Genomic DNA, 24,429 nt, shown 5'->3' with positions numbered 1-24,429 from the left:
AAGCTTATAGCTCTGGATCACGGCTGCCCCAGCGTCCCGCCCAGGTCGCAGAGTTCGAATACCTCAAGCACTGCCGGACTATGTCCGCTCAGTTGCAACACAACGCCCGTACGCAAGGTTTCGCGCTTGGCGAGCATCAACAGTTGCAGGCCCGCGCCATCGATTTCAGTGACCTGCGAAAGGTCGATCTCCAGGGGGCTGCCCAGCGTCAGGAACGGCGCCAGCTCCGCATGGAGTTCCGCGGCGGTGTAGATGGTCATCTCGCCTTCAATCCCCAGATGCGGGGTTGAAGTGTCTGCTTGGCAAATGATCGGCATGCGCGAATCTCCCTGTTTGCCCGGTCCTGGTGGTGCCCGGGTTCAGGGCAGAATCAGCTTGGATACGGCGGCGAGCATTTGTGCCGGCTGGAATGGCTTGACCACCCAGGCCCGTGCGCCTGCGGCCTGCCCCTCCTGTTTCTTGCTTTCCTGGGACTCGGTGGTGAGCATGATGATTGGGGTGAATTTGTAGCTGGGCAGCTTTTTCACTTCCTTGACGAAGGTGATGCCATCCATGTTCGGCATGTTCACGTCGCTGATGATCAGGTGAATTTTCTGCCCGGTCAGCTTGCCCAGCGCGTCCTTGCCGTCGCTGGCTTCGATCACGTCGTAGCCGGCGCTTTTGAGCGCGATGCTGACTACCTGACGGACACTGCTTGAATCGTCGACCACCATTACATTTTTTGCCATGACCGGCTCCTAAAAGAAGGTGATTTCCTGGGTACTCGTGGGCTTATTGACGTTGACCTTGCCCGTACGGTGATTGCGCCGCTGTTCATCAGTGGCGTAGGTCAGCTCCATTTCCGCCAGCCAGGCGGGAGCGTCGACCACCACCGTGGCGCCCGGCATCTGGGCTTCGCGCAAGTGACGGAGCAGGGCTTCCATGTTGTTGCGGACCTGGGCGAGGATCTGGCTGACCCGATCCTGGAATTGCAGGTTCACCAGCACTTCGGTCACCTCATCGCGAATCCCCAGGCCTTCGCGTTGCAGCAGGGCCGCGGACTCGGAGAGTTGTCCGGTGATGCTTTTGAAGCGCTCAAGGACGCCCTGGATGCTGGCTTCCGATTCGGCCACCGAATCCTTGTCGTGATCGGTGCTGCTGGCGGCGGCCTCCACCAATTGGGTGATGGCGTTGTTGATGATGTCGACCTTGGCGGACATTTTCTGCCCGGTTTCACTGGACTGGCTGGAGAGGGTCCGCACCGCATCGGCCACCACGGCAAAACCACGCCCGGCTTCCCCGGCGCGTGCGGCTTCAATGGCGGCGTTGAGCGCCAGCAGGTTGGTCTGCTGGGCGATGGCCGCCACTTCACCGGCCATGGCCCGCAGTTCGCCGGTGTAGCCGGTGAGGTTGCGGACCTGTACCAGCATCTCGTCGCGACTTTTCTGAATGGTTTTGAGCGACTCGATCACATGCAGCAACTCGGCATCGCTCTGGGCCAAGACCTCCAATGCACTGCCCTGGTTGTGGTCGGCCAGATCGCCCGCCGTCGCCTGGGAGTTATCAACAGTCTGTTGCAAATGTTCGGCGATGGCGCTGAAACGGCTGGTCAGTTCGATGATGGCGGTTTCGGTCTCGGTGCGAGAGCTTTCGATTTGCCGGGACCAGATGGGGATGGCTTCGAGGCAGACAGCCTCCAGACCGCCGGTGGGCGCCGTGTCAGTGGTGACCAGGGCAGCTTGGGCGTCACTCAGGATCCGGGCTGACAATTGCCGGTAATGACGCTGGTTCAGGAGTCCGGCGAGACCACCCACCACCAGCAGGCCCGCCGACCAGGCCAGGTTGGCAGGGCGCCAGTCGCTCAACAGCAACACGCATACGCCAAAGGCGGCGGGGACAAGAGGTATCCAGAAAAAAGCGCTCGCCTGAGGAGCAGGCTGCGGTAGCTGCAGGTTGCCGGATGACGACATAGGTTCCTCCCTGAATCAGTTGAACAAAGCTCCACTGCATAACAAGGCTATCCGCCGAGACCATGGCCAGCTTGAGCGTGGCGCAGGGTCAGTCGTCGGATAGTCGTAAAACCGTTCATTTGCCGTATGCGGCACAATGCCATCTATTGGGTTCAGATCCATGAGTGTAGACGGGGTTGTTGAATATCGAAGGGGGATTTGATTTTAAATCTTGAGTAGGAAACGCTGTGTGTCATGCAGGTGTTCTGGTGGCGCCGGTGTTGAGCGATGGGAGGGGACGTGAGCTAGATCCCAAAGGCAGCCCGAGGGAACCCGGTCTCAGTCGGGAGCCCAAACGATGCAAACGTGCACCCAGGCAACCCCGGCTTGGTGTCAACCAAGTCCGCGACGGCGTTGATCCAGTTCGAGCGCGGCGCAATCTTCTGTAACAGGAACCAGACAACAGACACCAGGCCATAGAGTCTGGTCAACGCGTTGCCATCCAGATTCAGGGCTATGAAATATGGCTCAGTAGGCAATGCAGACAGCGGGTTCAGAGATACCTGATTCCAGACCCGAGTGTGATGAGCACAGCGATTGCGCAGAAGGTTGATCTCCTGCAACCAGCGGGCGAAGATCCGCGCATCGGTCAAGCCAAACCTTGCCAGGATCTGGTTCTGGTAAGTGCCGTTAAGCATCTCGAAGTAGCGAGAAAGGGCGCCAAAATCCCACGCCTCCACCGCTACCCAGAAAGGAATCGGCCTCCCCGAACGGCGGTGCCACACGATGGAGTCCTCGGTACTTCTATTCAGCAGTTCCTGCTGCCGAGTCCCCCATTCGTTCCACTTGTTCCGGACCTTACCGCGCGAAGTGAAGTTTTTCACATGCTTGGGCTGGATGAACTTGGGGTCGGTATATGCATCGGGTGGTGATAGCCTACGACGTGAGCGATCACAGTCTTCAGGTTAACCTCTAGCCGCTCGATAGCATCCAGCATGAGTAGCCGCAGATGCTTGTCGAACTGGTAGAGGGTAACAGCGTCGTCGAAATCGGCACCCGCTGTGAACGCATCCCGGCGAAGAGGTTTCCCCGAAATCGGACAGATTTTAGCCAGGTTGGTCGCAGGATCCTTGTCAAACTCGCGGGCTGGGTACCAGTAGCCGCTAAGGCGGTAGACCCCAGCTGAGCGAGCTTACGCTCTGCGCGTACAGGGTCGGCTACGTGCATATTGCGCTGAGTGAGGAGGGCTACGAGGTCTGGGTAGGTCCGGAAAGGCTTCGGGGCCAGCAACTTCCATGTCTCCAGAAATAAGAAGGCCCGAACGTAATGCCGGACTAAGCCAGCACCAGAGGATCGGGCGCGATTGAGAATAATACTGCCGAATGCATCATTTTTCGTCAAACGAAATCGCTTGACGAAAAATGCGTCAAAGTCGGCGCAAAAGTGACGATCGAAAATTCACGCTGGATTTGAACATCGAAATACCGGCGCCTATCCTGCAATGTCTATACGAACCGGCGATAAAAAAAGGCCAATGCTTAGCATTGGCCTTTTTCCACTTCTACGCGTACCCGATCAAAAATCCAGGTTCGACACCGCCAACGCATTGCTCTCGATAAAGTCACGACGTGGCTCTACCGCATCGCCCATCAGCGTGTTGAAGATCTGGTCCGCACCAACGGCGTCTTCGATCGTCACTTTCAGCATCCGGCGAACCGCTGGGTCCATGGTGGTTTCCCACAATTGGTCAGGGTTCATCTCACCCAGCCCTTTGTATCGCTGGATGGTGTGGCGCTTGGTGCTTTCGGCCATCAACCAGTCCAGGGCTTCCTTGAACTCGGTCACGGCTTTCTTGCGTTCGCCACGCTGGATGTAGGCGCCATCATCGAGCAAGGTGCTCAACTGCGCGCCCAGGGTCACAACGGTCTTGTAGTCGTTGCTGCCGAAGAAGTCGCGGTTGAAGGTGACGTAGTTGGACAGGCCGTGGGAGATCAGTTCGACCTCCGGCAGCCAGACGTTACGTTCACGGTCTTCGCGCAGGCTGGCTTTGTAGACCAGGCCGGACTTCTCGTTCAGACGCAGGCGAACTTCGTACTTGGCCAGCCATTCCTGCATCGCCGCGTGATCGCCCAACTGCTCCAGGCTTACCGCCGGCAGGTAGATGAAGTGCTCGGTCAGTTCCTGTGGGTACAGGCGCGACAGACGCTTGAGGGTCTTCATCACCATGCGGAAGTCATTCACCAGACGTTCCAGCGCTTCACCGGAAATACCCGGCGCGTCTTCGTTCAGGTGCAGGCTCGCATCTTCCAGGGCCGACTGCGTCATGTACTCTTCCATGGCGTCGTCGTCTTTGATGTATTGCTCTTGCTTGCCTTTCTTGACCTTGTACAACGGCGGCTGGGCGATATAGATGTAGCCACGCTCGATCAGCTCCGGCAACTGACGGAAGAAGAAGGTCAGCAGCAGGGTACGGATGTGCGAACCGTCGACGTCAGCATCGGTCATGATGATGATGTTGTGGTAACGCAGTTTCTCGATGTTGTACTCGTCGCGGCCGATACCGCAGCCCAGCGCGGTGATCAGCGTGCCCACTTCCTGGGACGAGATCATCTTGTCGAAACGGGCTTTTTCCACGTTGAGGATCTTGCCCTTCAACGGCAGGATCGCCTGGGTGCGACGGTTACGACCCTGCTTGGCGGAACCGCCAGCAGAGTCACCTTCCACCAGGTACAGTTCGGAAAGGGCAGGGTCTTTTTCCTGGCAGTCCGCCAGTTTGCCCGGCAGGCCGGCGATATCCAGCGCACCTTTACGACGGGTCATCTCACGGGCTTTACGCGCCGCTTCACGGGCACGGGCGGCGTCGATCATCTTGCCGACCACCAGCTTGGCTTCGTTCGGGTTTTCCAGCAGGAAGTCCGAGAAGTACTTGCCCATTTCCTGTTCGACCGCAGTCTTCACTTCGGAAGAAACCAGCTTGTCCTTGGTCTGGGAACTGAACTTCGGATCCGGCACCTTGACCGAAATGATCGCGGTCAGGCCTTCACGGGCATCGTCACCGGTGGTGGCGACCTTGTGCTTCTTCGCCAGGCCTTCCGCTTCGATGTAGGTGTTCAGGTTACGCGTCAGGGCGGAACGGAAACCCACCAGGTGAGTACCACCGTCGCGCTGCGGAATGTTGTTGGTGAAGCACAACAGGTTCTCGTTGAAGCTGTCGTTCCACTGCAAGGCGATTTCCACGCCGATGCCGTCTTCACGCTGGACGTTGAAGTGGAACACCTGGTTGACCGGGGTCTTGTTGGTGTTCAGGTATTCAACGAACGCCCGCAGGCCGCCTTCGTACTTGAACAGTTCTTCCTTGCCGCTGCGCTCGTCCTTGAGGACGATGCCGACACCGGAGTTGAGGAAGGACAGTTCACGAATCCGCTTGGCCAGGATGTCCCAGCTGAAGTGGATGTTCTTGAAGGTTTCGCCGGAGGCCTTGAAGTGAATCTCGGTACCGGTGGTTTCGCTGTCGCCGACAGTTCTCATCGGTTCCTGTGGAACGCCGTGGACATAGGTCTGTTCCCAGATCTTGCCGCTGCGACGCACGGTCAGCACCAGCAATTCGGACAGGGCGTTCACCACCGACACACCCACACCGTGCAAACCGCCGGAGACTTTATAGGAGTTGTCGTCGAACTTACCGCCGGCGTGCAGCACGGTCATGATGACCTCGGCCGCGGAAACGCCTTCTTCCTTGTGCACGTCTACCGGAATACCGCGACCGTTGTCGCGCACGGTGATGGACTCATCCGGGTGGATGATGATGCTGATTTCGTCGCAATGGCCGGCGAGGGCTTCGTCGATGGAGTTGTCGACCACCTCGAACACCATGTGGTGCAGACCGCTACCATCATCGGTGTCGCCAATGTACATACCGGGACGTTTGCGTACGGCATCCAAACCTTTCAGCACCTTGATGCTGGTCGAGTCGTACGTATTTTCTTCGCTCATGCCTTCACTCCCGATGGTCGTGGGTCTGGGTGATACAGCCTTGTTCCACGTGGAACAAAGCGACTGGCGTTTCCGTCTGCCAGCCTTCCCTCAATAATTCGTGGTCTACACAGGTGATAAACACCTGGCAGCGTAAGTCTTCCAGCAAGCGACAGAGTGCACGACGGTGTTGCTCGTCCAGCTCGGACGGCAGGTCATCCACCAGATAAATACACTGACCGCGCCGGGCCTGACTGACCAGGTGCCCCTGAGCAATGCGCAAGGCACAGACCACCAGTTTCTGCTGACCCCGGGACAAGATGTCCGCGGCATTGTGTGCGCCCAATCGAAGACGCAAATCAGCTCGCTGTGGTCCGGCTTGGGTGTGACCCATTTGCTGGTCCCGGTGCAGGGAAGAGGCGAGCACGGCGCTCAGTTCCTTCTCTTTGTCCCAACCACGGTAATAGCTCAGCGTTAAGCCCTCGAGTTCGACTAGCTCGCTCAAGGTTTGCTCAAAGACTGGTTTCAAGACTTTGATGTAAGCGCGGCGGTATTCATCGATTTCGGCGCTGGCCAGGCACAGTTCCCGGTCCCAGGCCGCTTGCGAAGCGGCGTCAAGTGTACCATGCCGCAGCCATGAGTTCCGCTGCCGCAGGGCCTTCTGCAAGCGCTGCCAGGTCGACATGAAACGAGGTTCCACGTGGAACACACCCCAGTCGAGGAACTGGCGGCGGATCTTCGGGGCCCCTTCGAGCAAGCGGAAGCTGTCTGGGTTGATCAGTTGCAGCGGCAGGATTTCCGCCAGTTGTGCCGCGCTCTTGGCGTTCTGGCCATCGATGCGGATCTGGAATTCACCCTGGCGATCCCGGGATATCCCCAACGCGCTGTGTCCGCCCTCGGCCAACTCCACCTGGCCGAAGACCGTGCAGGCGAGTTGCTCGTACTGGATCACCGGTAACAGACGGGTACTGCGAAACGAGCGCGCGAGCCCGAGCAGATGCAGCGCTTCGAGCACGCTGGTTTTTCCGCTGCCGTTGGCGCCGTAAAGGATATTGATACGCGGGGAGGGGGAGAAGGTCACCGGCTGCAGGTTACGCACCGCGGTGACCGAAACACGACTGAGGGACATCTAGCGTTGGCTGGACATGGGCAGGCGCGACACCGTTACAGGCGCATCGGCATGACGACGTAGGCGGAGTCGTCGTTGTCGGACTCCTGCACCAACGCGCTGCTGTTGGAGTCGGACAGGATCAGACGCACCTGCTCGGTGGTCATCACGCCCAGCACGTCCAGCAGATAGCTGACGTTGAAGCCGATTTCCAACGAACCGCCGTTGTAGTCGACGCTGATTTCTTCTTCCGCCTCTTCCTGCTCAGGGTTGTTGGCCTGGATCTTCAACTGACCGCTGGCCAGTTGCAGACGGATACCGCGGTACTTCTCGTTGGACAGAATCGCGGTACGGCTGAAAGCTTCACGCAGCGCCTGGCGATCGCCGAGGACCAGCTTGTCGCCACCTTTTGGCAGGACACGCTCGTAGTCCGGGAACTTGCCGTCCACCAGCTTGGAGGTGAAGGTGAACTCACCGGTGGTCGCACGGATGTGGTGCTGGCCGAGGACGATGCTCACGTTGCCTTCCGGCTCGGTCAGCAGGCGGGCCAATTCCAGGATGCCTTTACGTGGCACGATCACCTGGTGGCGATCCGGCTGACCGATATCGGCCTGCATCGAACACATGGCCAGACGGTGACCGTCGGTGGCCACGGCGCGGATGATACCGGCCGACACTTCCAGCAGCATGCCGTTGAGGTAGTAACGCACGTCCTGCTGGGCCATGGCGAAACTGGTGCGCTCGATCAAGCGACGCAGCTTGCTCTGGTCGAGCTGGCAAGTCAGCGAGCCCGGGCCTTCTTCCACTGTCGGGAAATCGTTCGCCGGCAAGGTGGAGAGGGTGAAGCGGCTGCGGCCGGCTTTCACCACCAGTTTCTGCTCGTCGACCTTGATGTCGATCAGGGCGTCGTTGGGCAGGCTCTTGCAGATATCCATCAGCTTGCGCGCCGGCACGGTGATTTCACCCGGTTCCGCTGGCTCTTCGAGTTGGACGCGACCGACCAGCTCGACTTCCAGGTCGGTACCGGTCAGCGACAGTTGCTGGCCCTGGACGACCAGCAACACATTGGAGAGCACCGGCAAGGTCTGGCGGCGCTCGACGACGCCTGCGACCAGTTGCAGGGGTTTCAACAGGGCTTCGCGTTGAATAGTGAAATGCATGGTCTAGTCCCTTGCCTTAATAAGCTGCGCTGGTGTCATCAAGTGGTCAGTGTTCGCAGCAGGTTCTTGTAGTCCTCGCGGATGTCCGCGTCGGATTCCTTAAGTTCGTTGATCTTGCGGCATGCATGCAAGACCGTAGTATGGTCGCGCCCGCCGAAGACATCACCAATTTCAGGCAAGCTGTGGTTGGTGAGTTCCTTGGACAAGGCCATGGCGACCTGACGTGGACGCGCCACCGAGCGCGAACGGCGCTTGGACAGCAGGTCGGAAATCTTGATCTTGTAGTATTCGGCCACCGTGCGCTGAATGTTATCCACAGACACCAGCTTGTCTTGCAGCGCCAGCAGGTCTTTCAGCGATTCGCGGATCAGCTCGATGGTGATGTCGCGGCCCATGAAGTGCGAGTGAGCGATCACCCGCTTCAGCGCGCCTTCGAGTTCACGGACGTTGGAACGAATACGTTGGGCAATGAAGAACGCCGCGTCGTGGGGCAGGTCGACTTTCGCCTGGTCGGCCTTCTTCATCAGGATCGCAACCCGGGTCTCCAGCTCCGGCGGCTCGACCGCCACGGTCAGGCCCCAGCCAAAGCGCGACTTCAGGCGCTCTTCCAGGCCTTCGATCTCTTTCGGATAACGGTCGCTGGTCAGGATTACTTGCTGACCGCCTTCAAGCAAGGCGTTGAAGGTGTGGAAAAACTCTTCCTGGGACCGTTCCTTGCGGGCGAAGAATTGAATGTCGTCGATCAGCAAGGCGTCCACCGAACGGTAGAAGCGCTTGAACTCGTTGATGGCGTTGAGCTGCAAGGCCTTGACCATGTCCGCGACGAAACGCTCCGAATGCAGGTAGACCACCTTGGCATTCGGGTTCTTCTTTAATAGGTGGTTACCCACAGCGTGCATCAAGTGGGTCTTACCCAGGCCGACGCCGCCATAAAGGAAAAGCGGGTTGTAGCCGTGCTTGGGGTTGTCCGCCACCTGCCAGGCCGCGGCCCGGGCCAGTTGGTTGGACTTGCCCTCGACGAAATTCTCGAAGGTGAAGGTGCGGTTCAGGTAGCTGGTGTGCTTGAGCGCGCCTTCTACCTGGACGGTGCGTTGTTCCGCACGCACCGGGGCCTGTTGCGAACTGGCGCCGGCCATCGGGTCGAAGCTGTCGCGGGACGGTTCCTGGCTGACTTCGACCACCGTCTTCGGGGTCGGTGCCGGCTGCGCGGACGGAGTGCTCACCACTGCCGGCGCCGGAGCACTGGCGGCCATGGCCTGGGAAGCGGCGGCGGCCAACGGGGCATTCGGGGCAGCACGCGGAGCGGAACTGCGCTTGCTACCTATTAATAAGGAAAGCGCAGGCGCCAGACCGTTGCCATGCTCGTTCAACAGTTCGAGCAAACGTCCCAGGTACTTTTCGTTGACCCAGTCGAGCACAAAACGGTTCGGTGCATAGACACGCAACTCGTCGCCTTCGGCTTCGACCTGTAGTGGACGGATCCAGGTGTTGAATTGCTGGGCAGGCAGCTCATCACGCAGAAGCTCCACGCACTGCTGCCAAAGTTCCACTGACACGGATATCCCCTAAGTTGAAAGCCGGTGAGGCAAAAACAAGCGGCCATTGTACCGGCAGGCCGAGCACTTATCCACATGTAGGTTGCAGGGACAACCTGAAGAATCAACCGCTTATCGGTGGACAAAGCGACCAATGGTATGTGCATAAGCTCTGTGGATAACCGCCCTTGAGGGCGTTGCACAAGTGGGGGCGAAAGTCTGTGGGTAACTGGCCTGTGGATAACATGGCATTCCACACACAGCTTATCCGATAGCGCGGCACAGGCGGAGCACCGCTTACCCACCCAGTTGTCATCCTCTGTACAGTAGGTGTTTCATGGCCTCAAGGTACTTATCCACAGATAATGGCTTCCTAAGCTTCTATAAGCTTTACAGAAAAGCTTTAAATAATTCCCTTCTTTATTCTTATATCTAGGTCAGGGTGGGTGCCAGGCAGATCGGGCCGAATATCTATATGAAGTAAAAGCTGGTTGGAAATTGACCTGCGGGCTTGCTTTCTCTAGAATCCCCGGTCTCTTAAAACGGGGGCCATTCCGGCCCGTTGTGACGAACCAGGTAGCAACGCCATGAAACGTACTTTCCAACCCAGCACTATCAAACGCGCCCGCACCCACGGCTTCCGTGCTCGCATGGCAACCAAAAACGGTCGTGCCGTCCTGTCGCGTCGCCGCGCCAAAGGCCGTGCTCGTCTGGCAGTTTGATAATCCGGCGCGGGTGGTGAGTCAGGACTTCAGTCGGGAAAAGCGTCTGCTTACTCCTCGGCATTTCAAGGCAGTCTTTGACTCCCCCACCGGCAAGGTTCCGGGGAAAAATCTCCTGCTCCTTGCGCGCAACAACGACCTTGATCATCCCCGTCTGGGGCTGGTTATCGGTAAAAAGAGCGTCAAGCTCTCCGTTGAGCGCAATCGCCTCAAACGTCTGATGCGCGAGTCGTTCCGTCTGCACCAGGATTCACTGGTCGGCTGGGACATCGTTATCGTCGCGCGCAAAGGTCTGGGCGATATCGAAAACCCTGAATTGATCCAGCATTTCGGCAAACTCTGGAAACGCCTGGCCCGTACGGTGCCAGCGGTACCTGTAGTCAAAGCCGAAACTGTGGGGGTAGACAGCCCAGATGCGTAAACTGGCCCTCGTTCCGATCCAGTTTTATCGCTATGCCATCAGTCCCTTGATGGCCAATCACTGTCGTTTCTACCCCAGTTGTTCTTGCTACGCGTATGAAGCCATCGAAACTCATGGACTCCTGCGCGGTGGCTGGCTGACCGTTCGTCGCTTAGGTCGCTGTCATCCGTGGAATGCCGGTGGTTATGACCCGGTTCCACCAATCCCTACCTCCCGTTCTTCTTCGATGGCCGAGTAATCATGGATATCAAACGCACGATCCTGATCGTCGCCCTGGCAATCGTGACCTATGCCGGGGTCCTGAAATGGAACCAGGACTACGGTCAGGCTGCCCTGCCGACCCAGAATGTCGCTTCCAGCACCACCGTTCCCGGCTTGCCGGATTCGGTATCTGGTAACAAAACAAGCGCCAGTGATGACATTCCACGTGCAGCCAATGACACCAGTGCACCTGTTGAAGCACCGGTGGCTGTCAGCAACGACCTCATCCATGTCAAAACGGATGTGCTCGACCTGGCTATCGATCCAAAAGGTGGGGATGTTGCCCAGCTGAAGCTGCCGCTTTATCCACGTCGTCAGGACCATCCGGAAATTCCTTTCCAGTTGTTCGACAACGGTGGCGAGCGTACCTACCTGGCCCAGAGCGGCCTGATCGGTACCAATGGCCCCGACGCAAGTTCGGCCGGTCGCCCGCTGTATGCTTCGGCACAGAAAAGTTATCAACTGGCTGAGGGTCAGGACCAACTGGTCGTCGACCTGAAATTCAGCGAGAACGGCGTCAATTACATCAAGCGTTTCACCCTGAAACGCGGCCTGTATGACATCACCGTGTCTTATCTGATCGACAACGAAAGCGCCCAGCCCTGGTCGGGTGCGATGTTCGCCCAGCTGAAACGTGACGCCAGTACCGATCCATCGTCCAGTACCGCCACCGGTACCGCGACTTACCTGGGCGCCGCCCTGGGGACAAGTACCGAGCCGTACAAGAAAGTGTCGATGAAAGATATCGACAAGGGCCAGTTGAAGGAAACCGTTCAAGGTGGCTGGGTTGCCTGGTTGCAACACTACTTCGTGACCGCCTGGATTCCGGCCAAGGGCGACAGCAATGTCGTGACTACCCGCAAGGATAGCCAGGGCAACTACATCATTGGCTACACCGGTCCTTCGCTGACCCTGGCACCTGGCCAGAAAACCGAGACCAGCGCCATTCTGTACGCCGGCCCGAAAAGCCAGGCCGTGCTGAAACAGTTGTCCCCAGGTCTGGAACTGACGGTCGACTACGGCATGCTGTGGTTTATCGCCCAACCGATCTTCTGGTTGCTGCAACATATCCACAGCCTGCTGGGTAACTGGGGCTTCTCGATCATCGTTCTGACCATGCTGATCAAGGGTCTGTTCTTCCCATTGTCGGCGGCCAGCTACAAATCGATGGCGCGCATGCGTGCCGTGGCACCGAAACTGGCAGCACTGAAAGAGCAACATGGCGACGACCGGCAGAAAATGTCGCAAGCCATGATGGAGCTGTACAAGAAAGAGAAGATCAATCCACTGGGCGGCTGCTTGCCGATCCTGGTGCAGATGCCGGTTTTCCTTTCCCTGTACTGGGTGTTGCTGGAAAGCGTTGAAATGCGCCAGGCACCGTTCATCCTGTGGATTACCGACCTGTCGATCAAGGATCCGTTCTTCATCCTGCCGATCATCATGGGCGCAACCATGTTCATCCAGCAGCGTCTGAACCCGACTCCGCCGGATCCGATGCAGGCCAAGGTGATGAAGCTGATGCCGATCATCTTCACCTTCTTCTTCCTGTGGTTCCCTGCAGGTCTGGTGCTGTACTGGGTTGTGAACAACTGCCTGTCCATCACCCAACAGTGGTACATCACACGTAAGATCGAAGCGGCTACCAAGAAAGCCACTGCGTAACCTACTCTGTGGATAACCACTCAAGACGCCCCCTAGTGGGGCGTTTTGCTATCTGTCATTTTTAGTGTCGAGACCCGATTCATGAGCCTTCCCCGGGAAACCATTGCCGCCGTTGCCACCGCCCAGGGCCGTGGTGGTGTCGGTATCGTCCGAATTTCCGGGCCTTTGGCGCACGCCGCGGCGCTGGCCATCGCCGGTCGCGAGCTGAAACCGCGCTACGCCCACTACGGTCCGTTCATGGATGGCGGCGGTGATGTACTCGATGAAGGCATCGCGCTGTATTTCCCGGGACCGAACTCCTTCACCGGTGAAGATGTACTTGAGCTGCAGGGCCACGGCGGCCCGGTTGTCCTGGATATGCTGCTGCAGCGTTGCCTGCAACTGGGCTGTCGGTTGGCGCGGCCGGGTGAATTCAGCGAGCGGGCCTTTCTCAATGACAAACTCGACCTGGCCCAGGCCGAGGCGATTGCCGATCTGATCGAGGCCAGTTCCGCACAAGCGGCCCGCAATGCCCTGCGTTCATTGCAAGGCGCGTTTTCCATGCGTGTGCATAACCTCACCGAGCAACTGATCGGCCTGCGGATCTATGTGGAAGCGGCCATCGACTTTCCCGAAGAAGAAATCGACTTCCTCGCCGATGGTCATGTGCTGGCCTTGCTCGATGCGGTACGCAACGAGTTATCCACAGTGATGCGCGAAGCCGGCCAGGGTGCCTTGTTGCGCGACGGCATGACAGTGGTGATAGCCGGCCGGCCAAATGCCGGCAAGTCCAGCCTGCTCAATGCCCTGGCCGGACGCGAGGCGGCGATCGTCACCGAGATTGCAGGCACCACCCGCGATGTTCTGCGTGAACATATCCACATCGACGGCATGCCCCTGCATGTGGTGGATACCGCTGGTTTGCGCGATACCGACGACCAGGTGGAAAAGATTGGCGTGGAACGTGCGCTCAAGGCCATTGGCGAAGCCGATCGGGTGTTGCTGGTGGTAGATGCAACGGCGCCGGAGGCTGTGGATCCTTTTGCCTTGTGGCCGGAATTCCTCGAACAGCGGCCTGATCCGGCCAAGGTGACCTTGATTCGTAACAAGGCTGACCTGAGTGGCGAGGCCATGGCGATGGAAGTCAGCGAAGATGGCCATGTCACCATCAGCTTGAGCGCCAAGGTCGGTGGCGACGGACTGGAGCTATTGCGCGAGCACCTCAAGGCCTGCATGGGTTATGAACAGACCTCCGAGAGCAGCTTCAGCGCCCGTCGCCGCCATCTGGAAGCCCTGAGGCATGCCAGCGCGGCCCTGGAGCACGGTCACGCACAGTTGACCCTGGCGGGTGCCGGCGAGCTGTTGGCGGAGGATCTGCGCCATGCTCAGCAGTTCCTCGGTGAGATTACCGGCGCATTCAGCTCGGATGACCTGTTGGGGCGGATCTTTTCCAGCTTCTGCATCGGCAAATAAGCACATCCTGCTTACCCGTGAGATCTCTGGCGTTCTCACGGGCCTCTTCGCGGGCAAGCTCCGCTCCCACACCCAGCAGCAAACCTCACTGAATTTTTTGCCGGCCGGATGATTCCAGATCGTTCCGGCGGCTTTCGGCTGCCTGGGATTTACCCCTTCGGACGTTTTTCTGTGGATTAAGCCCTGTGAATAACCCCGCCTCAGCTCGGTTGATAACAGGGCCTGAAAACTGAGGATGAACCCGCCTGTGGATAACAACCTGTTTAATCCACAGGCTCAGGCCGGTTATCCCAAACCCTCGTGGCCACATGACCACAGACTTTTGAATCTCTGTACACATTGATAAATAAGGCCTGTAGAACCTTATCCACAGAAAGGTCGCTCACTAAGAATAAACATAAAAACAAAGATCTTATAAATTTCTTTCTTTTTAATTTCTATTGTCCGCCAGTCATCCACAGCTGGTTAATTTTTGTGCAAAGGGTTCTTTAGGAGGGGGGAAGTCCCTATACTTGACGACCTGGCTCAAAAAAGTGGGCCGACCCTATTCCTAATTACCTACTTGAAGCAGGCACGAGGTGCGTGGTGGATTTCCCTTCCCGTTTTGAAGTGATCGTCATCGGCGGCGGTCATGCCGGTACCGAGGCAGCACTGGCGTCCGCACGCATGGGGGCAAAAACCCTGCTGTTGACGCATAACGTGGAAACCCTCGGCGCCATGAGCTGCAACCCCGCGATCGGCGGGATCGGCAAAAGCCATCTGGTCAAGGAAATCGATGCCCTCGGCGGCGCGATGGCTATCGCCACCGATAAGGGCGGCATCCAGTTCCGTGTCTTGAACAGCCGTAAAGGCCCAGCCGTGCGCGCTACCCGCGCCCAGGCCGACCGCGTGCTGTACAAGGCGGCGGTCCGCGAGATCCTGGAAAACCAGCCGAACCTGTGGATATTTCAACAGGCCGCTGATGACCTGATCGTCGAGCAGGACCAGGTTCGTGGTGTTGTCACCCAGATGGGCCTGCGTTTCTTCGCTGAATCCGTGGTCCTGACCACCGGCACCTTCCTCGGTGGACTTATCCACATCGGAATGCAGAACTATTCCGGCGGCCGTGCCGGCGATCCACCGTCGATTGCCCTGGCCCAGCGCCTGCGGGAACTGCCCCTGCGTGTCGGCCGCCTGAAAACCGGTACACCGCCGCGTATCGACGGTCGGTCTGTGGATTTCTCGGTGATGTCCGAACAACCTGGGGATACACCGATCCCGGTGATGTCGTTCATGGGCTCGAAAGAGCAGCATCCGCGGCAGGTCAGTTGCTGGATTACCCACACCAACGCCCGTACCCACGAAATCATTGCCGCGAACCTCGACCGTTCGCCGATGTATTCCGGGGTGATCGAAGGCATCGGTCCGCGCTATTGCCCGTCCATCGAAGACAAGATCCACCGCTTTGCCGACAAGGAAAGCCACCAGGTCTTTATCGAGCCCGAAGGCCTGACCACCCACGAGCTGTACCCGAACGGGATATCCACATCCCTGCCGTTCGACGTGCAGTTGCAGATCGTCCAGTCGATCCGCGGCATGGAAAACGCCCATATCGTGCGGCCCGGTTATGCCATCGAATACGACTACTTCGATCCCCGTGACCTGAAGTACAGCCTGGAAACCAAGGTGATCGGCGGCCTGTTCTTCGCCGGACAGATCAACGGCACCACCGGTTACGAAGAAGCCGGCGCCCAAGGTTTGCTGGCCGGGGCCAACGCGGCACTGCGTGCCCAGGGCAAGGACAGCTGGTGCCCGCGTCGCGATGAGGCGTACATCGGTGTGTTGGTCGACGACCTGATTACCCTGGGTACCCAGGAACCGTATCGGATGTTCACTTCCCGCGCCGAATACCGCCTGATCCTGCGCGAAGACAACGCCGACCTGCGCCTGACCGAAAAAGGTCGCGAGCTGGGTCTGGTCGACGACGTGCGCTGGGCTGCTTTCTGCAAGAAACGCGAAAGCATCGAGCTGGAAGAACAGCGCCTGAAAAGCACCTGGGTCCGCCCGGGCACCGAGCAGGGCGATGCCATTGCCGAAAAGTTCGGCACGCCGCTGACCCACGAATACAATTTGCTGAATCTGCTGAGCCGTCCGGAAATCGACTACGCTGGTCTGGTCGCCGTGACCGGGCAGGGCGCCGAGGATCCGCAAGTCGCCGAGCAGGTCGAGATCAAGACCAAATACGCCGGTTATATCGATCGCCAGCAGGACGAAATCGCTCGTCTGCGCGCCAGTGAAGACACCAAGCTGCCTGTGGATATCGAGTACACCGGTATTTCCGGACTGTCCAAGGAGATCCAGAGCAAGCTCAGCGCGACGCGTCCCGAGACCCTGGGCCAGGCTTCGCGGATCCCCGGTGTGACGCCGGCGGCGATTTCCCTGTTGATGATTCACCTGAAAAAACGCGGCGCCGGCCGTCAGTTGGAGCAAAGCGCTTGAGTTCGTTGGTTACTTCGCAACACGCAGAAGAGTTATCCACAGGTGCCCGCCAGCTCGGCATCGACCTGAGTGAAACCCAGCACGCCTTGCTGCTGGGTTACCTGGCCCTGTTGATCAAATGGAACCAGGCCTACAACCTCACCGCCGTACGTGATCCCGACGAAATGGTCTCGCGCCATCTGCTCGACAGCCTGAGCGTGATGTCCTTCGTCGAAAACGGCCGCTGGCTCGATGTCGGCAGCGGCGGTGGGATGCCGGGGATACCCCTGGCGATCCTGTTTCCCGATTCACAAGTGACCTGCCTGGACAGCAACGGCAAGAAAACCCGCTTCCTGACCCAGGTCAAACTCGAACTCAAACTGGATAACCTGCAAGTTATCCACAGCCGGGTCGAAGCCTTCCAGCCGCCGCAGCCATTCAACGGGATCATTTCCCGGGCGTTCAGCAGCATGGAGAACTTCACCGGCTGGACTCGCCACCTCGGCGACGCTGATACACGCTGGCTGGCAATGAAGGGCGTCCATCCCGCCGATGAGCTGGTAGCATTGCCGGCAGACTTCCACCTCGATAGCGAACACGCCTTGGCCGTACCCGGTTGCCAAGGCCAACGCCATCTGCTGATACTGCGCCGCACGGCATGATTGGGAACACAAGCAAGAATGGCTAAGGTATTCGCGATAGCGAACCAGAAAGGTGGCGTGGGCAAGACCACCACCTGCATCAACCTCGCAGCATCCCTGGTCGCCACCAAGCGTCGGGTGCTGCTGATCGACCTCGATCCACAGGGCAACGCCACCATGGGTAGCGGTGTGGATAAGCACGGCCTGGAAAACTCCATCTACGATGTGCTGATCGGCGAATGCGACCTGGCCCAGGCCATGCACTTCTCCGAGCACGGCGGTTATCAACTGCTGCCGGCCAACCGCGACCTGACGGCGGCCGAAGTGGTGCTGCTGGAAATGCAGATGAAAGAAAGCCGTCTGCGCAACGCCCTGGCACCGATTCGCGAGAACTACGACTTCATCCTCATCGACTGCCCGCCGTCGCTGTCGATGCTGACCCTCAATGCACTGGTGGCCGCTGATGGGGTGATTATCCCCATGCAGTGTGAATACTTTGCCCTGGAAGGACTCAGCGACCTTGTGGATAACATCAAGCGCATCGCCGAGTTGCTCAATCCGGCGCTGAAAGTCGAAGGCTTGCTGCGGACCATGTACGACCCGCGTCTGAGTTTGATGAACGACGTTTCCGCACAGCTCAAGGAACATTTCGGTGATCAGCTGTACGACACCGTGATCCCGCGCAACATCCGTCTGGCCGAAGCCCCGAGCTACGGCATGCCAGCACTGGCTTACGACAAACAATCCCGTGGCGCCGTGGCCTACCTGGCCCTGGCGGGCGAGATGGTTCGTCGTCAACGCCGCACTTCACGCACCGCAGCCCCGGCAACTTAAGGAATCCCCATGGCCGTCAAGAAACGAGGTCTCGGACGTGGACTGGATGCACTGCTGAGTGGTCCGACTGTCAGTTCGCTGGAAGAACAGGCCGTCCAGGCCGATCAACGGGAGTTGCAGCACCTGCCGCTGGACCTGATCCAGCGCGGCAAGTACCAGCCGCGCCGCGACATGGACCCCCAGGCACTGGAAGAACTGGCGCAGTCGATCAAGGCCCAGGGCGTGATGCAGCCGATCGTGGTACGTCCGGTCGGTGGCGGTCGCTTTGAAATCATTGCCGGCGAACGCCGCTGGCGCGCCAGCCAGCAGGCCGGGCAGGAAACCATTCCGGCCATGGTCCGCGATGTGCCGGACGAAACCGCCATCGCCATGGCGTTGATCGAGAACATCCAGCGCGAAGACCTCAACCCGATCGAGGAAGCCGTGGCCCTGCAGCGCTTGCAGCAGGAATTCCAGCTGACCCAGCAACAGGTCGCCGAAGCCGTGGGCAAGTCCCGCGTGACCGTGGCCAACCTGCTGCGCCTGATCGCGTTGCCGGAAGTGATCAAGACCATGTTGTCCCACGGCGACCTGGAAATGGGTCATGCCCGGGCCTTGCTCGGTTTGCCGGATGACCGGCAGGTCGAAGGGGCGCGACACGTTGTCGCACGTGGCCTCACCGTACGCCAGACCGAGGCCCTGGTTCGCCAGTGGCTGAGCGGCAAACAGGAGCCTGTCGAGCCGGCCAAGGTCGACCCCGACATCAGTCGCCTCGAGCAGCGCCTGGCAGAGCGGCTGGGCTCTGCGGTGCAGATTCGCCATGGCCAGAAAGGAAAAGGCCAGTTGGTGATTCGCTATAACTCCCTGGATGAACTACAAGGGGTACTCGCCCACATCCGCTGAAACATTTCCTCATGTAGCGTGCAGTCGGAAATCACTACCCGGCAGTTGAATAGGGGCTGAACCGCCCCTATACTCTGCGCGCATTTTGTCGGCACAATTTATGCCAAGTTATTGATGGTTGGCAGCCGACCCTTGAGGAGCGTGAGTGATGGAGACCCGCAGGCCAAACAGGTTGCCGTTCCATCGCTTGGCGGTATTTCCGGTTTTGTTGGCCCAGTTTGTTGTTGTGCTGGTGGCCGCTTTGGCGCTTTGGCAATGGCGCGGTGTCGTTGCCGGATACTCAGGACTCTGCGGAGGCCTGATAGCCTTGCTCCCCAATGTGTATTTTGCTCACAGGGCCTTTCGGTTTTCCGGCGCCCGAGCAGCCCAGTCCATCGTCCGGTCTTTTTATGCCGGCGAGGCGGGTAAATTGATTTTGACGGCCGTGCTGTTTGCACTGACGTTCGCAGGTGTGAAGCCATTGGCGCCGATAGCAGTCTTCGGTGTCTTCGTGCTGACCCAGTCGGTCAGCTGGTTCGCACCTGTGCTAATGAAAACAAGACTTTCGAGACCTTAGGGCGTTTGAGGCAACCATGTCAGCAGAAACAACCGCTTCGGGCTATATCCAGCACCACCTGCAGAACCTGACCTTCGGTCAGCTCCCTACTGGCGGCTGGGGCTTTGCCCATTCCGCAGCAGAGGCCAAGGCCATGGGCTTCTGGGCATTCCACCTGGATACTCTGGGCTGGTCTGTCGCACTGGGCCTGATCTTCATCCTGGTTTTCCGTTTCGCGGCGAAAAAAGCCACGTCCGGTCAACCCGGTGCCTTGCAGAACTTCGTTGAAGTCCTGGTCGAGTTCGTCGACGGCAGCGTGAAAGACAGCTTCCACGGTCGTAGCCCGGTGATTGCACCACTGGCCCTGACCATCTTCGTCTGGGTGTTCCTGATGAACGCCGTCGACCTGATCCCGGTCGACTGGATTCCTCATCTGGCCATGCTGATCACCGGCGATGAGCACATCCCGTTCCGCGCCGTGTCGACCACCGACCCGAACGCGACCCTGGGCATGGCCTTCTCGGTCTTCGCTCTGATCATTTTCTACAGTATCAAGATCAAGGGCCTCGGCGGTTTCATCGGCGAACTGACCCTGCACCCGTTTGGCAGCAAGAACATCTTCCTGCAGGCCCTGCTGATCCCGGTGAACTTCCTGCTGGAATTCGTCACCCTGATCGCCAAGCCGATCTCCCTGGCCCTGCGACTGTTCGGCAACATGTATGCCGGCGAGCTGGTGTTCATCCTGATCGCCGTGATGTTCGGCAGCGGCCTGCTCTGGCTCAGCGGCCTGGGCGTGGTGCTGCAATGGGCGTGGGCCGTGTTCCACATCCTGATCATCACCCTGCAGGCGTTCATCTTCATGATGCTGACCATCGTCTACCTGTCGATGGCACACGAAGAAAACCATTAAGAGCCGTCTCGGCGGTTCTGATGTCCCTGGCGCCCCGGCGCGGGGTGGCCCCGCAAGGGGCCGCGAAACGATTTGTTTTACCGCTTTAAATTAAAAAAACCTAAACCATACGACGTAAAAGTCGGGAGGAAAGATGGAAACTGTAGTTGGTCTAACCGCTATCGCTGTTGCACTGTTGATCGGCCTGGGCGCACTGGGTACCGCAATTGGTTTCGGCCTGCTGGGCGGCAAGTTCCTGGAAGGCGCCGCGCGTCAGCCAGAAATGGTCCCAATGCTGCAAGTCAAAATGTTCATCGTTGCCGGTCTGCTCGACGCCGTAACCATGATCGGTGTTGGTATTGCTCTGTTCTTCACCTTCGCGAACCCCTTCGTTGGTCAACTCGCTGGCTGATCACTCGGATATTTCGAGTTGATTGGTGTGATGGACAACGAACGAGCGAGGTGTTGGCGTGAACATTAATGCGACCCTGATTGGCCAGTCCGTTGCGTTCCTCATTTTTGTACTGTTTTGCATGAAGTTCGTGTGGCCTCCGGTCATTGCGGCACTGCACGAACGTCAGAAGAAGATCGCGGATGGACTGGACGCTGCCAGCCGAGCAGCTCGCGACCTGGAGTTGGCCCAAGAGAAAGCGGGTCATCAACTGCGCGATGCGAAAGCTCAGGCAGCTGAAATCATTGAGCAAGCCAAGAAACGCGGTAACCAGATAGTCGACGAGGCCCGTGAACAGGCTCGCGTCGAAGCTGACCGTGTGAAGGCTCAGGCTCTGGCCGAGATCGAACAGGAACTCAACAGTGTCAAAGACGCGCTGCGCACCCAACTGGGTAGCCTGGTAGTCGATGGCGCCGGGAAGATCCTGGGCAAGACAATCGATCAAAACGCGCACGCAGAGCTGGTTAACCAACTGGCTACTGAAATCTAAGCGAGGGCGACCATGGCAGAACTGACCACGTTGGCCCGACCTTACGCTAAGGCGGCCTTCGAGCACGCTCAGGCCCACCAGCAACTGGCCAATTGGTCAGCCATGCTCGGCCTGGCAGCAGCGGTGTCGGAAGACGACACCATGCAGCGCGTGCTCAAGGCCCCGCGACTGACGAGCGCAGAAAAGGCCACCACGTTCATTGACGTGTGTGGCGACAAGTTCGATGTCAAGGCACAGAATTTCATCCATGTCGTTGCTGAAAACGACCGTCTCCTGCTGTTGCCGGAGATCGCCGCTCTGTTCGACCTGTACAAGGCCGAACAAGAGAAATCGGTAGACGTGGAAGTCACCAGTGCTTTTGCATTGAACCAAGAACAGCAAGACAAACTCGCCAAGGTTCTCAGTGCACGACTCAATCGGGAAGTGCGCCTGCAAGTTGCGGAGGACGCCGCCCTGATTGGTGGCGTCGTTATCCGCGCCGGCGACCTGGTTATCGATGGCTCGGTTCGCGGCAAACTCGCGAGCCTGGCCGAAGCATTGAAATCTTGAGTTTGAAGGGGCAGCAGAGCAATGCAGCAACTCAATCCTTCCGAAATAAGTGAAATTATCAAGGGCCGCATCGACAAGCTCGATGTGACCTCCCAAGCCCGTAACGAAGGCACCGTCGTCAGCGTGTCTGACGGTATCGTGCGGATTCACGGTCTGGCCGACGTCATGTACGGCGAGATGATCGAGTTTCCGGGCGGCGTCTACGGTATGGCCCTCAACCTCGAGCAAGACTCCGTAGGTGCCGTTGTACTGGGCGCTTACACCAGTCTGGCTGAAGGCATGAGCGCCAAGTGCACCGGCCGCATCCTCGAAGTTCCGGTCGGTAAGGAACTGCTGGGTCGCGTTGTCGACGCACTGGGTAACCCAGTTGATGGCAAAGGTCCGCTGAACAACACCGAGACCGACGCGGTCGAGAAAGTTGCTCCAGGCGTGATCTGGCGTAAGTCGGTAGACCAGCCTGTACAGACTGGCTACAAGGCTGTCGATGCCATGATCCCGGTCGGCCGTGGCCAGCGTGAGCTGATCATCGGTGACCGTCAGATCGGTAAAACCGCTCTGGCGATCGACGCGATCATCAACCAGAAAGACAGCGGCATTTTCTGCGTCTACGTGGCTATCGGTCAGAAACAATCGACCATCGCCAACGTGGTTCGCAAGCTGGAAGAAAACGGCGCCCTGGCCAACACGATCATCGTGGCCGCCAGTGCTTCGGAATCTCCTGCGCTGCAGTTCCTGGCACCGTACTCCGGTTGCACCATGGGCGAATACTTCCGCGACCGCGGTGAAGACGCGCTGATCGTTTATGACGATCTGTCCAAGCAAGCAGTGGCTTACCGCCAGATTTCCCTGCTGCTGCGCCGTCCACCAGGCCGTGAAGCCTACCCAGGCGACGTGTTCTATCTCCACTCCCGTCTGCTGGAGCGCGCATCCCGCGTTTCGGAAGAATACGTAGAGAAGTTCACCAAAGGCGCAGTGACTGGCAAGACCGGTTCCCTGACCGCGTTGCCGATCATCGAAACCCAGGCTGGCGACGTTTCCGCGTTCGTTCCGACCAACGTGATTTCCATCACCGACGGTCAGATCTTCCTGGAATCGGCCATGTTCAACTCCGGGATCCGTCCTGCAGTGAACGCCGGTGTTTCGGTATCCCGCGTAGGGGGTGCCGCTCAGACCAAGATCATCAAGAAGCTGTCCGGTGGTATCCGTACCGCTCTGGCTCAGTACCGTGAACTGGCGGCATTCGCCCAGTTCGCTTCTGACCTGGACGAAGCGACCCGTAAGCAACTTGAACACGGTCAGCGCGTTACCGAGCTGATGAAGCAGAAGCAATATGCGCCAATGTCGATTGCCGACATGTCGCTGTCGCTGTATGCCGCTGAGCGTGGGTTCCTGACTGATGTCGAAATCGCCAAGGTCGGTAGCTTCGAACAAGCGCTGATTGCTTACTTCAACCGCGATCATGCCGACTTGTTGGCCAAGATCAACGTGAAGGGTGACTTCAATGACGAGATCGACGCTGGCCTGAAGGCTGGCATCGAGAAGTTCAAGGCCACCCAAACCTGGTAAGCCGCAGCGGGAGCCGCGAGGCTCCCGCTTGCTAACCTGATAGGTGTTACATGGCAGGCGCAAAAGAGATTCGCAGTAAGATTGCGAGCATCAAAAGCACGCAAAAGATTACCAGCGCCATGGAAAAAGTGGCGGTCAGCAAAATGCGCAAGGCACAAATGCGCATGGCTGCTAGCCGTCCTTATGCGGAGCGTATCCGCCAGGTAATTGGGCATCTGGCCAACGCCAACCCGGAATACCGCCACCCGTTCATGATCGACCGCGCCGTCAAGCGCGTCGGCTATGTCGTGGTGAGCAGTGACCGTGGTCTGTGCGGTGGCTTGAACACCAACCTGTTCAAGGCCCTGGTCAAGGACATGGCGGTAAACCGCGAAAACGGCGTCGAGATTGATCTGTGTGTAGTGGGTAGCAAGGGTGCGGCATTCTTCCGTAACTTCGGCGGTAACGTCGTCGCAGCTATCAGCCACCTGGGTGAAGAGCCGTCGATCAACGATCTGATCGGCAGCGTCAAGGTGATGCTGGATGCCTACCTGGACGGCCGTATTGACCGCCTGTCCGTGGTGTCCAACAAGTTCATCAACACCATGACCCAGCAGCCTACAGTGGAGCAGTTGATTCCTCTGGTGGCGACCCCGGATCAGCAACTCAAGCACCACTGGGACTATCTCTACGAACCGGACGCCAAAGAGCTGCTTGACGGCCTGATGGTGCGTTACGTGGAGTCGCAGGTCTACCAGGCGGTGGTCGAGAACAACGCGGCTGAACAAGCTGCGCGGATGATCGCGATGAAGAACGCTACCGACAACGCCGGTGATTTGATCAGCGATTTGCAGCTGATCTACAACAAGGCGCGTCAGGCTGCGATCACCCAAGAGATCTCGGAAATCGTCGGCGGCGCTGCCGCGGTTTAACGG

Annotated in this window: 23 protein-coding genes and 1 pseudogene; 16 read left to right on the top strand and 8 right to left on the bottom strand. The window is 58.6% G+C overall.

The genetic code is table 11. The features are described from left to right. Positions 1–17 precede the first annotated feature (17 nt). The 8 genes and pseudogenes from CWE01_RS07695 to dnaA all read right to left on the bottom strand — a co-directional run bounded on the left by CWE01_RS07695 (position 18) and on the right by dnaA (position 9,724). On the bottom strand, positions 18–317 hold the full coding sequence (locus CWE01_RS07695; RefSeq protein ID WP_100939927.1) for a lipid asymmetry maintenance protein MlaB: 300 nt from the start codon (positions 315–317) through the stop codon (positions 18–20). A gap of 42 nt (positions 318–359) precedes the next feature. After that, positions 360–728, bottom strand: a complete 369-nt coding sequence (locus CWE01_RS07690; RefSeq protein ID WP_040071872.1) for a response regulator — start codon at positions 726–728, stop codon at positions 360–362. A 9-nt stretch (positions 729–737) separates the two neighbouring features. After that, positions 738–1,409: a methyl-accepting chemotaxis protein gene (locus CWE01_RS34205; protein WP_371917131.1), complete on the bottom strand. Its 672-nt coding sequence runs from the start codon at positions 1,407–1,409 to the stop codon at positions 738–740. A gap of 824 nt (positions 1,410–2,233) precedes the next feature. Next, positions 2,234–3,054: pseudogene (locus CWE01_RS07680) on the bottom strand (Abi family protein); the annotation flags it as partial. A gap of 449 nt (positions 3,055–3,503) precedes the next feature. Continuing rightward, entirely contained in the window at positions 3,504–5,921 is a 2,418-nt protein-coding gene (gene gyrB / locus CWE01_RS07675) for a DNA topoisomerase (ATP-hydrolyzing) subunit B (protein ID WP_100939925.1), read from the bottom strand. A 4-nt stretch (positions 5,922–5,925) separates the two neighbouring features. Continuing rightward, positions 5,926–7,029, bottom strand: a complete 1,104-nt coding sequence (gene recF, locus CWE01_RS07670; RefSeq protein WP_100939924.1) for a DNA replication/repair protein RecF — start codon at positions 7,027–7,029, stop codon at positions 5,926–5,928. Positions 7,030–7,064: 35 nt separating this feature from the next. After that, a complete protein-coding gene (gene dnaN / locus CWE01_RS07665) occupies positions 7,065–8,168 on the bottom strand; it encodes a DNA polymerase III subunit beta (RefSeq protein ID WP_100939923.1) in 1,104 nt (367 codons plus the stop codon). 38 nt (positions 8,169–8,206) lie between these two features. After that, on the bottom strand, positions 8,207–9,724 hold the full coding sequence (gene dnaA, locus CWE01_RS07660; protein WP_100939922.1) for a chromosomal replication initiator protein DnaA: 1,518 nt from the start codon (positions 9,722–9,724) through the stop codon (positions 8,207–8,209). A 566-nt stretch (positions 9,725–10,290) separates the two neighbouring features. Between dnaA and rpmH the strand changes: the two genes are divergently transcribed. The 16 genes from rpmH to atpG all read left to right on the top strand — a co-directional run bounded on the left by rpmH (position 10,291) and on the right by atpG (position 24,426). Continuing rightward, a complete protein-coding gene (gene rpmH, locus CWE01_RS07655) occupies positions 10,291–10,425 on the top strand; it encodes a 50S ribosomal protein L34 (protein ID WP_003213577.1) in 135 nt (44 codons plus the stop codon). Between the two features lie 13 nt (positions 10,426–10,438). Continuing rightward, positions 10,439–10,846: a ribonuclease P protein component gene (rnpA, locus tag CWE01_RS07650; RefSeq protein WP_177145620.1), complete on the top strand. Its 408-nt coding sequence runs from the start codon at positions 10,439–10,441 to the stop codon at positions 10,844–10,846. Continuing rightward, on the top strand, positions 10,839–11,084 hold the full coding sequence (yidD, locus tag CWE01_RS07645) for a membrane protein insertion efficiency factor YidD (RefSeq protein ID WP_100939920.1): 246 nt from the start codon (positions 10,839–10,841) through the stop codon (positions 11,082–11,084). The genes rnpA and yidD overlap by 8 nt, the downstream gene beginning before the upstream one ends. A gap of 2 nt (positions 11,085–11,086) precedes the next feature. Further along, positions 11,087–12,769: a membrane protein insertase YidC gene (gene yidC, locus CWE01_RS07640; protein WP_100939919.1), complete on the top strand. Its 1,683-nt coding sequence runs from the start codon at positions 11,087–11,089 to the stop codon at positions 12,767–12,769. Between the two features lie 81 nt (positions 12,770–12,850). Continuing rightward, on the top strand, positions 12,851–14,221 hold the full coding sequence (mnmE, locus tag CWE01_RS07635; protein ID WP_100939918.1) for a tRNA uridine-5-carboxymethylaminomethyl(34) synthesis GTPase MnmE: 1,371 nt from the start codon (positions 12,851–12,853) through the stop codon (positions 14,219–14,221). A gap of 585 nt (positions 14,222–14,806) precedes the next feature. Next, the gene (mnmG, locus tag CWE01_RS07630; RefSeq protein ID WP_100939917.1) at positions 14,807–16,699 is read left to right on the top strand and encodes a tRNA uridine-5-carboxymethylaminomethyl(34) synthesis enzyme MnmG; all 1,893 of its coding nucleotides are present in this window, start codon (positions 14,807–14,809) and stop codon (positions 16,697–16,699) included. Beyond that, positions 16,696–17,340 carry a 16S rRNA (guanine(527)-N(7))-methyltransferase RsmG gene (gene rsmG, locus CWE01_RS07625; protein ID WP_100939916.1) on the top strand — a complete coding sequence of 215 codons (645 nt, stop codon included), beginning with the start codon at positions 16,696–16,698 and terminating at the stop codon, positions 17,338–17,340. The genes mnmG and rsmG overlap by 4 nt, the downstream gene beginning before the upstream one ends. Before the next feature lie 18 nt (positions 17,341–17,358). Then, entirely contained in the window at positions 17,359–18,153 is a 795-nt protein-coding gene (locus CWE01_RS07620; RefSeq protein WP_100939915.1) for a ParA family protein, read from the top strand. 9 nt (positions 18,154–18,162) lie between these two features. After that, the gene (locus CWE01_RS07615; RefSeq protein WP_100939914.1) at positions 18,163–19,035 is read left to right on the top strand and encodes a ParB/RepB/Spo0J family partition protein; all 873 of its coding nucleotides are present in this window, start codon (positions 18,163–18,165) and stop codon (positions 19,033–19,035) included. A gap of 148 nt (positions 19,036–19,183) precedes the next feature. Next, on the top strand, positions 19,184–19,591 hold the full coding sequence (locus CWE01_RS07610; protein WP_100939913.1) for a F0F1 ATP synthase subunit I: 408 nt from the start codon (positions 19,184–19,186) through the stop codon (positions 19,589–19,591). A gap of 16 nt (positions 19,592–19,607) precedes the next feature. After that, on the top strand, positions 19,608–20,480 hold the full coding sequence (atpB, locus tag CWE01_RS07605; protein WP_100939912.1) for a F0F1 ATP synthase subunit A: 873 nt from the start codon (positions 19,608–19,610) through the stop codon (positions 20,478–20,480). Between the two features lie 133 nt (positions 20,481–20,613). After that, positions 20,614–20,871, top strand: a complete 258-nt coding sequence (atpE, locus tag CWE01_RS07600; protein WP_002555987.1) for a F0F1 ATP synthase subunit C — start codon at positions 20,614–20,616, stop codon at positions 20,869–20,871. A gap of 58 nt (positions 20,872–20,929) precedes the next feature. Next, on the top strand, positions 20,930–21,400 hold the full coding sequence (locus CWE01_RS07595) for a F0F1 ATP synthase subunit B (protein WP_100939911.1): 471 nt from the start codon (positions 20,930–20,932) through the stop codon (positions 21,398–21,400). Positions 21,401–21,412: 12 nt separating this feature from the next. Beyond that, positions 21,413–21,949 carry a F0F1 ATP synthase subunit delta gene (locus tag CWE01_RS07590; RefSeq protein ID WP_100939910.1) on the top strand — a complete coding sequence of 179 codons (537 nt, stop codon included), beginning with the start codon at positions 21,413–21,415 and terminating at the stop codon, positions 21,947–21,949. A 21-nt stretch (positions 21,950–21,970) separates the two neighbouring features. After that, positions 21,971–23,515, top strand: coding sequence for a F0F1 ATP synthase subunit alpha (gene atpA, locus CWE01_RS07585; RefSeq protein ID WP_100939909.1), 1,545 nt, complete (start codon positions 21,971–21,973; stop codon positions 23,513–23,515). Positions 23,516–23,565: 50 nt separating this feature from the next. Next, positions 23,566–24,426, top strand: a complete 861-nt coding sequence (gene atpG, locus CWE01_RS07580) for a F0F1 ATP synthase subunit gamma (protein WP_100939908.1) — start codon at positions 23,566–23,568, stop codon at positions 24,424–24,426. The last annotated feature ends 3 nt before the right edge of the window (positions 24,427–24,429 follow it).

The organism is Pseudomonas sp. QS1027, assembly GCF_002814235.1.
Taxonomy (GTDB): domain Bacteria; phylum Pseudomonadota; class Gammaproteobacteria; order Pseudomonadales; family Pseudomonadaceae; genus Aquipseudomonas.
Note: the sequence above shows the minus strand (reverse complement) of the source record. Positions and strands in the feature narration are given on the sequence as shown.

What these genes read in the sequence shown, in the direction of transcription:
- rpmH (WP_003213577.1), top strand. Translation starts at nt 10,291, where the DNA reads ATGAAACGTACTTTCCAACCCAGCACTATCAAACGCGCCCGCACCCAC.
- mnmE (WP_100939918.1), top strand. Translation starts at nt 12,851, where the DNA reads ATGAGCCTTCCCCGGGAAACCATTGCCGCCGTTGCCACCGCCCAGGGC.
- CWE01_RS07690 (WP_040071872.1), bottom strand. Translation starts at nt 728, where the DNA reads ATGGCAAAAAATGTAATGGTGGTCGACGATTCAAGCAGTGTCCGTCAG.
- recF (WP_100939924.1), bottom strand. Translation starts at nt 7,029, where the DNA reads ATGTCCCTCAGTCGTGTTTCGGTCACCGCGGTGCGTAACCTGCAGCCG.
- yidD (WP_100939920.1), top strand. Translation starts at nt 10,839, where the DNA reads ATGCGTAAACTGGCCCTCGTTCCGATCCAGTTTTATCGCTATGCCATC.
- dnaN (WP_100939923.1), bottom strand. Translation starts at nt 8,168, where the DNA reads ATGCATTTCACTATTCAACGCGAAGCCCTGTTGAAACCCCTGCAACTG.
- atpE (WP_002555987.1), top strand. Translation starts at nt 20,614, where the DNA reads ATGGAAACTGTAGTTGGTCTAACCGCTATCGCTGTTGCACTGTTGATC.
- atpB (WP_100939912.1), top strand. Translation starts at nt 19,608, where the DNA reads ATGTCAGCAGAAACAACCGCTTCGGGCTATATCCAGCACCACCTGCAG.
- yidC (WP_100939919.1), top strand. Translation starts at nt 11,087, where the DNA reads ATGGATATCAAACGCACGATCCTGATCGTCGCCCTGGCAATCGTGACC.
- gyrB (WP_100939925.1), bottom strand. Translation starts at nt 5,921, where the DNA reads ATGAGCGAAGAAAATACGTACGACTCGACCAGCATCAAGGTGCTGAAA.
- CWE01_RS34205 (WP_371917131.1), bottom strand. Translation starts at nt 1,409, where the DNA reads ATGCTGGTACAGGTCCGCAACCTCACCGGCTACACCGGCGAACTGCGG.
- CWE01_RS07610 (WP_100939913.1), top strand. Translation starts at nt 19,184, where the DNA reads ATGGAGACCCGCAGGCCAAACAGGTTGCCGTTCCATCGCTTGGCGGTA.
- atpG (WP_100939908.1), top strand. Translation starts at nt 23,566, where the DNA reads ATGGCAGGCGCAAAAGAGATTCGCAGTAAGATTGCGAGCATCAAAAGC.
- atpA (WP_100939909.1), top strand. Translation starts at nt 21,971, where the DNA reads ATGCAGCAACTCAATCCTTCCGAAATAAGTGAAATTATCAAGGGCCGC.
- CWE01_RS07615 (WP_100939914.1), top strand. Translation starts at nt 18,163, where the DNA reads ATGGCCGTCAAGAAACGAGGTCTCGGACGTGGACTGGATGCACTGCTG.
- CWE01_RS07695 (WP_100939927.1), bottom strand. Translation starts at nt 317, where the DNA reads ATGCCGATCATTTGCCAAGCAGACACTTCAACCCCGCATCTGGGGATT.
- CWE01_RS07620 (WP_100939915.1), top strand. Translation starts at nt 17,359, where the DNA reads ATGGCTAAGGTATTCGCGATAGCGAACCAGAAAGGTGGCGTGGGCAAG.
- CWE01_RS07590 (WP_100939910.1), top strand. Translation starts at nt 21,413, where the DNA reads ATGGCAGAACTGACCACGTTGGCCCGACCTTACGCTAAGGCGGCCTTC.